Below are 12,721 nucleotides of genomic sequence, written 5' to 3'. Positions count from 1 at the left end.
CTAAACTGGATCTACGTCAAATACCACGCCAACACTTTTAAATGCAGGCATCTGTTTCATCATCATCTCAACAGAGCGTAGGTACTCTTTAACAGCCGGCAAGTTAATGCCTTGCTTTTCAATTTTCAATGTGACTTCATGAAGATACATGTTGCGGATTTTTCCAATGATAGGCTCTACCGGGCCGATCATTCGCTGGTTGCCCAAATGATTCCTTACTTCTTTTGCAAAATAACTGGCTGCCTGAAATGAAACCACTTTTTCACGATGCTTAAAGGTTGTTTGAATGATTCGGGTAAATGGAGGATAATAGAACCTTTCTCGTTCGTTGATTTCCCATTGAAAGAAAGATAGGTAATCACCATTTCTCACGCGTTGCAATAATTCCTGATCTGGATCATTGGTTTGAACAATCACTTTTCCATCTTTTGATTTTCTTCCAGCTCTGCCACTTACTTGTGTTATTAAATTATATGCTCTCTCATGAGACCTAAAATCCGGAAAGTGGATCATTCGATCGGTATCGAATATTCCAACTAGATTAACTCTATCAAAATCCAGACCTTTACTTACCATTTGGGTTCCAACCAAAATGTCAATGTCGCCATCTTCAAATTCTTCGATGATTCTCTGATAACCATATTTACTTCTTGTGGTATCTAAATCCATTCGTTGAACGATGGCTTGTGGAAACATAAGCTTAATTTCTTCTTCCAACTCTTCTGTACCAAAACCCACATTTCTCAGTTCTTTACTTCCACATGACAGACAGTCACTGTACATGCTTTGATTATAACCACAATAGTGGCACACCAGCTTATTGTTATATTGATGATAGGTCAAACTGACTGAACAATTAGGGCACTTGGGTATTGTGCTGCAATTGTCACAGGTAATATAGGAGGCATAGCCTCTTCGGTTTTGAAACAGAATGACTTGCTCTTTTTTGTCAAGTGATTCTTGAATTGCTTCAAGCAATGTAGAAGTGAAATTTCCTTTAAGCTTTCTTTGTTTTCGTTCTCGATTAACATTAGCAAACTCCATTTTTGGATGGTAAGCCTCCCCGTATCTGGAGGTTAGCTCAACAAGTCCATATTTGTCATCCAATGCGTTTTGATAGGTTTCCAAAGCTGGGGTTGCAGTACCAAGTAAGGTGTTTGCATGATGGACAGTTGAAAGGTATATCGCTGCATCTCGAGCATGGTACCGAGGAGCGGGCTCAAATTGCTTATAAGATGGTTCATGTTCTTCGTCCACAATGATCAAACCCAGGTTTGAAAAAGGAAGAAACACTGCGCTACGAACACCCACTACAAACCTAAATTCATTGTTCAATACTTTCTTCCATACTTCTACTCGTTCATTGTCTGAATACCGGGAGTGATAGACTCCAAAGGAGTCACCAAATATTTTGTGGAGGCGAGCAATGATCTGAGTGGTAAGCGCAATTTCGGGTAGGAGATAAAGAACCTGTTTGTCGGTTTCAAGCTGTTCCTTAATGAGCTCAATAAAGATCTCAGTCTTGCCACTTCCGGTCACTCCGTGAAGTAGTACAGCATTGTGTGTTTCGAATGATTGTATTATTGCTCGTTTGGTTGATTCCTGGACCTGGCTCAGGGATACTTTACCCTGAATTTTTGATGTATCAGATGGTAGTCGTGAAACGATCTCTTCCCATTCGATGAGTACATTATTTTTGATTAGCGTCTTTACTGAGGAAGCACTAATATTCTGAGTGATCAAACTGGATTTTGTAATTCCTCGAACATTACTTTCAGGACTATCTAGAACTGGGATTTCTCTCAAGTAGGCAAGCAATACATCTTGCTGTTTTGGTTTCGATTCTAATTCATTGATGAGGCCTTCCAGCATTCCATCGTCTAAATAGACTTCTGAGATTCGAAGACGCTTAACTTTTTTTGGTTGGTACTTATCTTTTACTTTTTCAAAGAGATCAATAAGCCCACCTTCAGATAGCTTTTTCAGAACTTTTTGTGGCTGTTTCAGACCAAGCACTTCACTTACATCTTTCATTGTTAGATCATTGGTCTTCAGTGCTTTAAGAAGCTGCCATTCGCGATCTTCCAGGTCTTCACTATTAACATCAATTTCAGGATTAATACCTACAAAGGATTCACTTGAAAGCTTAAGAGCAGCTGGCAATGCTGCATTGATCACTTCTCCTAACGAGCACATGTAGTATCGACTCATCCATTGAAAAAACTTCAACTGTTGATCATTAACAATTGGTTGTTCATCCAATATCTCCAGAACCTCCTTTGGTCGATATTCTTCAGGTGTGTGATTGTGAATTTGTAATACAATTCCGGTATATATTTTTTTCTTACCAAATGAAACAACAACTCTTGAACCGGGGAAAATATGATTTCGATCCGCTGGAGAAATGAAGTAAGTAAACGTACCAGAAAGAGGTAAGGGGAGTATTATTTCACAGTATGGATTGCCATCACTGACCATTTTTCGAAGCTACCATTTTCGATTAAATAAATTACAAATCAGATCCATTTATGGAAGAAATGTTAAAATAGGTTGTTACGGGTGACAACTGAGTGATAATGTCTTAAGCTTCATTTTCCTTCAAAATATCATTGATGGAGTAAATAACCTCATCTAACTCTTTAACTGATTCTTTGAGTATTTGGATCGTGGCATCATCAACTTTTATTTCATCTGTTATGTCAAGCAAATGAAGAGCACTCATCATTTTAGTAAGTGGGCCTCTTAAATGATGAGCATTTACAAAGGCAGACTCCTCGAGGCGTTGGTTTTTATCTTGTAATTCTATCGTTCTTTCTTGAACTTTATTTTCCAGTTGTTGATTGAGCAGTGTGATTTCTTTGGTTCTGGCAAGAACTTCATCTTTAAGTCTTTTCTGCTTTCTGATGAGATACAGATATCTAAAATAGAAAATGACTCTTGCAATAATTGCAAGTAGAACGGTTGCTAGAATGATGAACCACCACTCAAAATAGAATGGCTTCTTAATACTTACATCAAAAGAGGTAATAGGACCCCATTCTCCATTACCAAATCGTGCTTGTATAGCAAACGTATATTTACCGGATTCAAGATTGCTGAAAATGATATCATTTGATGCGTCGTTTTTTTGAATCCAACTATTGCCTGCTGGATTGAGACTATATCGGAAATTTATTTTTCCCTCATCGACATATGATAGGCATTGAAAAACAATGCGGAGATTGTTTTGATCAAATGGCAAAGTTATTTTTTTGGAGGAATTGACTTTTTGGTTTTGATTCACCCACACTTCAGTGATGTCAACATTCAAATTTAATTCTTGAACCGACTCATTATTATCTTTAAAAACGGAAACACCTTTCTCTGTGCCAATCCAAATTTGACCATCTGAGTCCTCAATCAAAGCATTTCTGTTTATTTCATTTCCTGATAGTCCCTCATCGAGGTTATAGTGATCAAGCTTATTTCCATCAAACAGATAGATCCCATTATCTCCTCCGATCCATAATCTATTGTCTCGATCAACCAGGATACCGTACACGGGAGTTCGAATATTGAGCTTAGTCTATGGTTGAATTTCTTTGTCCTTTATTATCCCAATTCCGTCTCTTGTTGCAAGCAGGGTGTCACCTTTGTAGATGGCTGCCTGATACACGCTGGCCAGGTCAAAATTTAGAGAAGTATATTGATTGAAATTGGTTCCGTCATAAATAAAAATACCCTCTGAATTAGAAAGGAATGCCAGCTTGGTTCCAAGCAGGCATATATTTCGAATTCGCGAATTTGAATTAAACTTGACAATATCATTATTGATCAGATAGTATAATCCACTATTACTAGCAACGAATACTGTATCGCGATATACTTTTACTGATGTAATCTTAAGTTCGTCTCCGGAGAACTCTCTTATTGGTTTATCATAATTTCCTATTTCATAAACAAGGAGCCCTTTATCATTGGTGGCCATATAGAGCAGATTCTTATCCTTGTCTTCATCCATTGCTAGAATTCGAAATATTAGCGTTTTTTCTTCTTGATAGCTGTAATTGGAGAGGATACCATTTGAGAGGATATTGAAGTCTAATGGGTTTGCTAAAACAATATTGCCATTTTGAAGCTGAAGAATAGCTGAAACTTCATCATATGCCAGACCAGATGATTTGTTGTAATTCTGAAACTGAAGAATGTTGAACTTAAACAAACCTCTGGAATCACTTACCCAAATATTGTTTTCACGATCACAAAATATCCGTGTACTACCAATATTTAGGCTTTCACCTTTTATCAGAAGGTCATTCCAAGTCTTACTTTCATAATCTATCGTTCTGGCGGGAGTGGCAGATCCAAAAAAGACACGTCCACTTTTATCAATTGTTAGACTGCTTTGATTAGTTAATGACGAATTGGTAAGTCCAACATCATTCAGTAAGAATTCTACTTCTCCATCTCTGATTTCAGCGTACCAATTGAAACCAAGTAACAACAGCTTATTATCAGTAATGGCGAGCGATAGTAAGACAGTGGAAGGGAGCTCTTCATATGGCAATGATACTTTTTCTATATCCTTCATCCCAATATTTAATAACCACAAGCCATCGGATGATAATATGTAGCACTTTTTATCAATGATTTTTATGCCATTGATTGTGAATTCAAGGTCCATCTTATTCCACTCATGACTGGTGGTATTGTAGATGAAGAGTTGATTTTCAGCACCCAGGACAATGTTATACCCTGAATCAGAATTGATTACCGCAAAGGAAAAATGCCTGTTTAGTAAATTAGTAGAATAGGGAATCTCTATGGATTTCCAATCACTTTTATAATATTGAATGGTAAAAGCTGTTTTATTAAAGCCTGCAACCCATATGATGCTATCAAGTGAAATGATTTTTGAGTTAGAGGAGGAAGGGAGATTGAGTGAATCAGGAAATGAGTACCATTTCTTAGCATCAAAATATGTGGGACCAGACTTTGTAACAAACCACATCATTCCTGATGGATGTTGAGCAATATCAAAAACACTATTGCTAGGCATACCATCACCAGTCATGTATTGTTTTGATGGGAAGTATTGGGAAACAGCATGAGATGCGCAAGCCATACTCAAAGCAAAAACCAATAATAACTTATTAAAAATCACACCACAAGATAATATACCAACTGACTTCAGTTACTAATTAACTCGCGAATTTGCTTAACATCCTTAATTGATAGTGGTTTACTATAAAAGTCCGAGATTACTTGTGAACTGGATGCTTTTTCTTTATCCGCTGGGTTAATGGAAGAGCTGAGGATGATAATTTTGCTTGTTCTTGATTGTTGAGGTAGTTGTTCATATTTAGCTACAAATTCCCATCCATTCATTATTGGCATATTAATATCTAGAAGGATAAGGTTTGGAGATATTTCACCTCCAGATAGTTGAGCCAATGCTTCTGAAGCTTGAGTTCGATCACATACTACAGCCTGAATATCTGCTTTTTTAATGACGAGTTTATTCAAATAATTTATAGATGGATCATCATCAATAAGTAGAATTTTTAAATCACTCATCCTTCAATTGTATTTAATTACAAAACAGTATTCAGAAAAAATTGCATCATGGGATTATGAATTTAAGGTGAAAAAAATATAAACTCACAATGTATCGATGGCAATTGCTGATTGTTCTACGAACAGCCTTTTTTAAAGGCTTAATTAATTGAGTGATTTGAGCTCCTTTATTGCCTCCTCTAAAAGGTTGGTGGGTTGTTTACAAGATTTGTTATAACAGACATAAATTGTTGTCCCATCTTGTAAAGATTTCTTGTGATTGAAAGGGGGATGACTGGATTCTGTATGGCTTCCAGAAACAATCTTAGATGGGATAAATGATTGATTGATTTTGTTTACAAACTCAGATGCTTTTGGCCCAATAATGATAACCTCTGCGAATCTTCCTGAGACTTCCATTGCCAGTTGCCCCCAATTACTCATGTATTCTGGTTCAGCAATCATAAGGTTTTTAACCTGCCCAAGCATCGATTTTCCTTTTTCAATCAAACGATCGTCATAAAGGTGGGTACCCAGGTGAACCAGATTCCATGCCATTATTGAATTGGAGGAAGGTATTACATTATCAAACAACTCTTTCTTGCGTGCTATAAGGTTTGCTTCATTGTTGCTGGAGAAGAAGTAAAGGTTCTCACTTTCATCAAAGAAGGCTTCTTCTGTTCGTTCAATTAAGATTTTTGCAAGTTCCAGGTATTTCTGGTCAAGTGTGGTCTCATAATATTTGATAAATCCCTGAATAACTGCTGCATAGTCCTCCATAAAGCCTTCCATGTCCTTATTTGGAAATCGTAGGAGTTTGCCATCTTTTATAAGACTTTTAATAAAGAAAGCATTTTTATTAGCTAATTCAAGAATAGAGGAATCCTGCAATGCCTGATATGCATCAGATAACCCTGATAGCGTGAGTCCATTCCATCCTGCAATGATTTTATCGTCTAGCCCTGGTCGGACTCTCCTTTCACGCTCCGTCAATGCCTTTTGTTTAAAGGCCTTTACTCGCTTCAAGAATTCATCTTTCGACATGTTATATTTCTTAGCAAGCTTCTCTTCACCTTTAACTACTCTAAGGGCATTCTTACCTTCCCAGTTTCCCCCTGGTTGAACATCATAATATTCAATAATCATGTCAGAATCACCTTCCGCTAAGCTTTGAATTTCTTCATATGTCCACACATAGAATTTTCCCTCCTCACCTTCACTATCGGCATCCAAAGCGGAGTAGAATCCTCCAGAATTATCCAGCATCTCACGCGCTAACCATTCAGTAGTTTCCAGGATTGTCCGCTCAAACTTTTGATTTTTTGTGAGCTTATATCCATTTGCATAGAGGCTTAGAAGTTGCCCATTGTCATAAAGCATTTTTTCGAAATGGGGGACATGCCATTCCTCATCTGTACTGTATCTGGCAAATCCACCACCTATGTGATCAAAAATTCCACCATCAGCTATTTTCTCTAAGGTAAATTCGAGGTGCTTGAGTGCATCTTCATTTTTAGTTCGATGGTAATAAGTGGCCAAAAATTGCCATACGGATGGCATTGGAAACTTGGGTGACTTTTTAACGCCACCATCAATTCTATCAAACTTCTTTTCTAAAACTTTAAAAACCGTATCAATTTCTTCTTTCGAAAGGGTATGATCATCTCCTTCTAACTTATACTTCTCAGATTCCTTGGCTTGAAGGTTTTGAGTAAATGCATCGGCTGATTCATTGATCTTATCCCGATTATTTTCAAATGCCTGATTGATACTATTCAATAAGTTGATCCAACCTTGTTTAGGAAAGTAAGTGCCTCCATAAAAAGGCTTTTGATCAGGAGTTAGAAATACATTAAGAGGCCAGCCACCCTGCAGACCCATGGCATGAACGGCATCCATATACACTTGATCGACATCCGGTCGCTCTTCTCGGTCAACTTTGATGTTGATGAAATACTCATTCATGATATTAGCTACCGCAGTATCCTCAAATGATTCTTTCTCCATCACATGGCACCAGTGGCAGCTTGAATAACCGATGCTAACTAATATCGGTTTGTCTTCCTTTATTGCTTGATCCAAAGATTCCTGATTCCATTCTTGCCAATTCACTGGATTGTGAGCATGTTGTTGAAGATAGGGGCTGGTGGAATGTATGAGATTATTGGTGTATTCGTGCATTTCAGTTTGACTTTGTGATTGGCAGGCTACAGATAAAATTATAATAAGTATGATTTGAAATCTCATTGAATTTGCTGCTTCAATTGATTCATTTCAACACTTAAATCTACTTTTTCATTCAACTCTTCCATTTTCTTCAATGTAGACTTTAGAAATGTCTGGTGAGCAGTGGATTGCGGTTGGAATGGACGGTGATGAAGAGCCGCTTTTAATTTGGACCATTCCTCAATGATGCCTATTGCCTCTTTATCAAGGTAAGCCTCAATAAATCGATTCCATACATAATCTATTGCCTCATTAGTCGGATGAATTCTGTCTTCTTGAAAAAATCTATAATCCCTCAGCTCATCCATTGCTATTTCGTAGGAAGGAAAATAGGTGGTGTTTGGATAGTTCTCCGTTATAGAGCGAATGGAGTCAATAAGGATGGCTTTACTTTGGTTATTCTCAATGAGCCCATCGCGTATATGTCTTACAGGACTTACTGTAAAAACGATGTTAAGTCTTGGATTTATCTTTTCAAGATAAGTGTGAAGTGTGGAAAATTGCCTTTTAATTTCATCCTGGTTTAGAAACCTTTTCCTAAACTCACCACCCGGTACTTTATGGCAATTTGCAACTATGTCCCCATTCATTCTTTCATATACAATTGCAGTACCTAAAGTGATGAAAAGCCAGTTGGTCTGCATTAAGAAGTTTTGAGTTTCATTATTAATTTTCTCAAAGAGATCGATGGTTTCTTGCGGATTCAACCCTGAAATTTTCCCATGGGTATCCCAATGATATTGGACACCTTGACTCTCAACTACATTATTACTTTTAGAGAGATTACTTAGCAGTTTAAATATGGAGTGTGGATTATATATCGTTCCAAATGGATTGCAAAGAGTATTGAATTTTGATTCACTCAGTTTTAAACCAATCTCGTCCGAAAAACACGACCCAATCAGTAATATGGGATCACTCAGGCTAATCTTATGCTTGGATTCTGGGATATCGAATGAGAGCTTGAACAATGGATACAAGTTTTCTCAAAGGTATTAGAATTAATTGTCAGCTTTCAAGCTAATCATGACAGGTCTGTGATCCGAAACCTGAGACAGATAATTTTCGATGCAATCATCAAGTCGTGTGGTATTTGATGCGGTAAGGTTATCACATAATTCATTGGTGATAAGAATATGATCGATATGACTTGGGCAATAGGAAGCACCTGTGCAAGGATAACTGTAATCTTCTCCTGAACCCATTGATATGGGCATATCAGCAAAAATGTAGTTATCAAAGTCTTCTAAAAAATTGGTAAATGAGGATCCAGCTTCAAATGTCTCATTCCAATCACCAAGAATAATAACCTCATCTTCACTATAATTATCATCGATGTAAGCCTGTAGTTTTACGCTAGCATCAGTTCTTCTATCTTCCGAACCATCGCAGCATTTTAAATGAATGTTTATGAGTTTAACCTGGAGACCATTCGAATGAGTGATATCTACTTCTACTGGCTCGCGAGGAAAGGGACTTGTTTGACCATCGAATAATTCTACAGGTGTCCCAAAAGAAGTGATTTCCGAACTTTTATAAATATATCCTAATTCAATTCCGCCGCGTACATCATAGGCAATTCCATCATAGGCATCTAAACTTGAAACTAAAAGATTAAATGCATCGATCTCATCTATTTCCTGGATAGCATAAATGTCTGCGTCCAAATTTCTAATAATGTCTGCAACCACCCCCACAGAATTTGATTGCATAGGAAAATTTTCAATATTCCAGGTCACCACATCAAGTTGATCAGGAGATAGCTCCGGGCTGCATTGTATTGCACCTGCGGAGAATGACTCATCAGCACAAGTAATGGAATAGGTGATTGGTTCTACTTCCTCCTTTTCATCGGGAATTACGGTTGAATCACTCCCATCATCACAGGCAAATACAAGGAGCAAACTGATTAGGTAAATGCATTTTTTCATTGTGTAAATTTCAATAAAAAACCCTGAATCCGAAATCCGGAAACAGGGTTTAAAAATATATCTAAGAATTAAATGATTAGTCAGCTACCACTTTGATGGTGATAGGGTGGTGAACTTCTTTGTGCAGGTCAAGAACTGCAGTGTACTCACCTAGTTCCTTAATCTTTTGCTCAAAAGAAACTCTCTTTCTATCCACTTCATGTCCTTGGGCTGCTAAAGCCTCTGAAACCTGAATAGGAGTGATTGCTCCGAAAATTTTACCTTTCTCTCCAGCTTTCGTTTTAATTTCTAAAGTCAATTCACCAATTTTATTAGCAATTTCTTCAGCATCTTTTTTCGCTTTTTCAGCTTTATGAGCAGCTTGACGAATATTTTCTTCGATCATCTTCTTGTTAGAAGTGCTAGCAATAATCGCCATGCCTCTTGGAATGAGGTAGTTTCTGCCATAACCTGGCTTTACATCAACAGTATCGTTTTTGTAACCAAGTCCTTGTATGTCTTCTCTTAGTATTACTTCCATGTCAGTACTTATTTAAGTGAATCTCCAACATATGGCATCAACGCAAGATGTCTTGATCTTTTGATCGCCTGCGCCACTTTTCTCTGATACTTTAAGCTAGTACCGGTTAATCTTCGAGGAAGGATCTTACCTTGCTCGTTCACAAACTTTAGCAAGAAGTCAGGATCTTTGTAATCGATGTACTTGATACCGTTCTTTTTGAATCGGCAGTACTTCTCTTTCTTCTGCTCTCTGTTTATTGGTTCGTTTTGTAATGTCATTTGGCTACCTCCTTCTTGTTTTCCTTCTTATTGAATTCGCCTTTCTTTCTACGCTCGTTATAAATAACAGCGTGCTTGTCTAATGTGGTGGTAAGGAATCTCATCACCGCTTCGTCTCTCCTGTATTCTGTCTCTAGCTTAGCAATTAATTCAGGCTCTGATCGGAATTCAAACAGCTGATAAAACCCTGTGGTTTTGTGCTGAATAGGGTAGGCAAGTTTGCGTAATCCCCAGTTCTCTTCGTTAACAAGCTCTGCGCCGTTATCAATTAGAACTTTTTTGAATTTTCCGACAGTATCCTTCATCTGAGCTTCAGACAAAACGGGAGTCAAAATGAATACCGTCTCGTAATTCTTCATAGTTTAAAATAATTTAAGAACTAATGTTTTAAAAATGAGGTGCAAAATTAAGCAATCTTGAGTAACAGACAAGGGAGTTATTCAAACTTTAGTTAGCTATTTGTCTGTGGTCTAAAAGCATGGTGAATGTAGACTGGATCACTTCACCATGAAACTGCCACTACCCATCAGATAATCGTCTGTGTAAACCTCAACTTTATGTTGACCGATAGCATACTCAGAACCTTTATCATAGAGGAAGGAAACTAATTGGTTGTTCCGGTCATAAAGAATTTCTTGCTTAGCAGTGTAGAACATCTCTCTATTTTCGAACGTAAATGAGCCAGAGCCTCGTGTTACATCAAAGAGGACATTGCCATCTGGAGCGATTACTCTCAACAGCAACTCCTTCCCTTCGATAGGAGCAATTTCATTTTCAACAACTGTAAATTGGATTTTTAATTTATCAATGTGTCGATTTCTGTATTCACTATCAACTCTTTCCTTACCGCGATCATTGATTGCGATTATTTGCATTCCCTGAATCTGAAGCCGAGAAGCAAAAGCTACCTTGCTAGCTAATTCTTCTTTGTTCTTTTCCAGTTGCTGAACTGTTTGGTTTAGCTGATTCTTTTCAACCTTTAGTGTAGTGTTTTCTTCAGAAAGCTGCTCATTGAGCACCTTGAGTTGTTCAATTTCTTCGTCTTTGATAAGAAGAAGTTCTTTATACCCATCAACTCTATTGTTCAGTCTTGAAATTCTATCTCTCTGATATTTGGCATCTACAAGCAATTGTTTTTTATCTGCTTCTAATTGCGCTTTCAATGTCTCAAGTGTGTCAATCTCTCCACCAAGCTCTTTTATGGCTTGGATTCTGACCTCTAATTCATTTGCAACAGAGTCTAACTTGAGATAAGTAGCAGATATTTCTTGCTGCTGACGAGCTCTTTCTTCTTCTAATTGCTGATTCTGATAATAGAAAAAGACGATAGCAGCTAATAACAAGAAAGTTATTACGATAAATACTGGCGTTCGATTTTTCTTAGGTTTTAAGTAATCTGGTTGTTCTGATGGTTTTTGCTCTTCCATACTTATTGTTGAATTATGCCGCAAAAGTATGAAATCAATGCTGTTTTAAAAACGAAGTTTAAAGTGCTGTTTTGGCATTTCAAGGTTTGGGAATATGATCCCAGCTTGAAAAATATCTATGGATAGGGAAAATCTTTTATCGTTAACAATCTGAGTCCACTCTTTATTCATGTCTTCAGACCAATAGATGTCATGAATGATAATGCATTTAATGCTCGGGGCTTTTTCAATCAAAACGTTTATACACTTCTTCACTTCTGTAGACCGATGATCGGCATCAATGAAGCACAATTCAGGATCAAGACTTATCACCTCAGCTTCGAAAGTATCCTGTATAGTACCTTCTTTTAACTTGATTTTATGTTGGAAAACTTCAGTGAACTGCTTTCTTGCAATAGTTGCCAAAATTGGAGAAGCCTCAATTGTGACAAGCTTTTTAATACTTTCTGTACCTGCCATATAAAGCGCATTTATTCCGAGAGAGGTCCCTGTTTCCAGGGCTCTTACAATTTCTAAGTGATCAATCAGTCTATTTAGAAAGGCTGAAAATTTTGGAGAGCTTAGTGATGTTTTTGCTATCGCACCAATAGGTTTTCGATAATTAGATTTTGATTTTAAATCATACAAGTCAATGATTTTATCACTATTGATTAACTCTTTCCTGAGCTCCTCAAGTTTAGGAAGTCTGAAATTATTAGCCGGTTTTATGGCTTTATAGTACAGCTCAAATACGAAAGGAGAGTGTAAAGAATGAGGACCTACCGCATTAATCTTGTAGGCAAGATAATTTTTCAGTCTAAACCAAATGATATTCAAGAAGGA

General features: G+C 37.3%; 12 protein-coding genes. All 12 read right to left on the bottom strand.

What is annotated here, in order from left to right:
- Positions 1-2,478 carry a replication restart helicase PriA gene (priA, locus tag ACOMC3_RS09285; protein WP_420319268.1) on the bottom strand — a complete coding sequence of 826 codons (2,478 nt, stop codon included), beginning with the start codon at positions 2,476-2,478 and terminating at the stop codon, positions 1-3.
- A 103-nt stretch (positions 2,479-2,581) separates the two neighbouring features.
- Positions 2,582-3,553, bottom strand: coding sequence for a two-component regulator propeller domain-containing protein (locus tag ACOMC3_RS09280; protein WP_420319310.1), 972 nt, complete (start codon positions 3,551-3,553; stop codon positions 2,582-2,584).
- Positions 3,554-3,565: 12 nt separating this feature from the next.
- The gene (locus ACOMC3_RS09275) at positions 3,566-5,143 is read right to left on the bottom strand and encodes a hypothetical protein (RefSeq protein ID WP_420319267.1); all 1,578 of its coding nucleotides are present in this window, start codon (positions 5,141-5,143) and stop codon (positions 3,566-3,568) included.
- A gap of 26 nt (positions 5,144-5,169) precedes the next feature.
- Positions 5,170-5,556, bottom strand: coding sequence for a response regulator (locus ACOMC3_RS09270; RefSeq protein WP_420319266.1), 387 nt, complete (start codon positions 5,554-5,556; stop codon positions 5,170-5,172).
- Between the two features lie 144 nt (positions 5,557-5,700).
- Complete coding sequence (locus ACOMC3_RS09265) at positions 5,701-7,782, bottom strand: thioredoxin domain-containing protein (RefSeq protein WP_420319265.1); 2,082 nt, start codon at positions 7,780-7,782, stop codon at positions 5,701-5,703.
- On the bottom strand, positions 7,779-8,732 hold the full coding sequence (locus tag ACOMC3_RS09260) for a GSCFA domain-containing protein (RefSeq protein ID WP_420319264.1): 954 nt from the start codon (positions 8,730-8,732) through the stop codon (positions 7,779-7,781). The genes ACOMC3_RS09265 and ACOMC3_RS09260 overlap by 4 nt, the downstream gene beginning before the upstream one ends.
- A gap of 30 nt (positions 8,733-8,762) precedes the next feature.
- On the bottom strand, positions 8,763-9,692 hold the full coding sequence (locus ACOMC3_RS09255) for an endonuclease/exonuclease/phosphatase family protein (RefSeq protein WP_420319263.1): 930 nt from the start codon (positions 9,690-9,692) through the stop codon (positions 8,763-8,765).
- 76 nt (positions 9,693-9,768) lie between these two features.
- Entirely contained in the window at positions 9,769-10,212 is a 444-nt protein-coding gene (gene rplI / locus ACOMC3_RS09250) for a 50S ribosomal protein L9 (protein ID WP_420319262.1), read from the bottom strand.
- An 8-nt stretch (positions 10,213-10,220) separates the two neighbouring features.
- Positions 10,221-10,472 carry a 30S ribosomal protein S18 gene (gene rpsR / locus ACOMC3_RS09245; RefSeq protein WP_420319261.1) on the bottom strand — a complete coding sequence of 84 codons (252 nt, stop codon included), beginning with the start codon at positions 10,470-10,472 and terminating at the stop codon, positions 10,221-10,223.
- Complete coding sequence (gene rpsF, locus ACOMC3_RS09240; RefSeq protein ID WP_420319260.1) at positions 10,469-10,831, bottom strand: 30S ribosomal protein S6; 363 nt, start codon at positions 10,829-10,831, stop codon at positions 10,469-10,471. The genes rpsR and rpsF overlap by 4 nt, the downstream gene beginning before the upstream one ends.
- A 138-nt stretch (positions 10,832-10,969) precedes the next feature.
- Positions 10,970-11,899 carry a coiled-coil domain-containing protein gene (locus tag ACOMC3_RS09235; protein ID WP_420319259.1) on the bottom strand — a complete coding sequence of 310 codons (930 nt, stop codon included), beginning with the start codon at positions 11,897-11,899 and terminating at the stop codon, positions 10,970-10,972.
- A 45-nt stretch (positions 11,900-11,944) separates the two neighbouring features.
- A complete protein-coding gene (locus tag ACOMC3_RS09230) occupies positions 11,945-12,715 on the bottom strand; it encodes a hypothetical protein (RefSeq protein WP_420319258.1) in 771 nt (256 codons plus the stop codon).
- Between the last annotated feature and the right edge of the window lie 6 nt (positions 12,716-12,721).

It is taken from the genome of Ekhidna sp. (assembly GCF_965212185.1).
GTDB lineage: Bacteria > Bacteroidota > Bacteroidia > Cytophagales > Cyclobacteriaceae > Ekhidna.
This window is presented reverse-complemented; position numbering and strand designations above follow the sequence as displayed.

Excerpts from the sequence above, each read along its gene's own strand:
- priA (WP_420319268.1), bottom strand. The coding sequence starts at position 2,478 with ATGGTCAGTGATGGCAATCCATACTGTGAAATAATACTCCCCTTACCT.
- ACOMC3_RS09270 (WP_420319266.1), bottom strand. The coding sequence starts at position 5,556 with ATGAGTGATTTAAAAATTCTACTTATTGATGATGATCCATCTATAAAT.
- ACOMC3_RS09265 (WP_420319265.1), bottom strand. The coding sequence starts at position 7,782 with ATGAGATTTCAAATCATACTTATTATAATTTTATCTGTAGCCTGCCAA.
- ACOMC3_RS09255 (WP_420319263.1), bottom strand. The coding sequence starts at position 9,692 with ATGAAAAAATGCATTTACCTAATCAGTTTGCTCCTTGTATTTGCCTGT.
- rplI (WP_420319262.1), bottom strand. The coding sequence starts at position 10,212 with ATGGAAGTAATACTAAGAGAAGACATACAAGGACTTGGTTACAAAAAC.
- rpsR (WP_420319261.1), bottom strand. The coding sequence starts at position 10,472 with ATGACATTACAAAACGAACCAATAAACAGAGAGCAGAAGAAAGAGAAG.
- rpsF (WP_420319260.1), bottom strand. The coding sequence starts at position 10,831 with ATGAAGAATTACGAGACGGTATTCATTTTGACTCCCGTTTTGTCTGAA.
- ACOMC3_RS09235 (WP_420319259.1), bottom strand. The coding sequence starts at position 11,899 with ATGGAAGAGCAAAAACCATCAGAACAACCAGATTACTTAAAACCTAAG.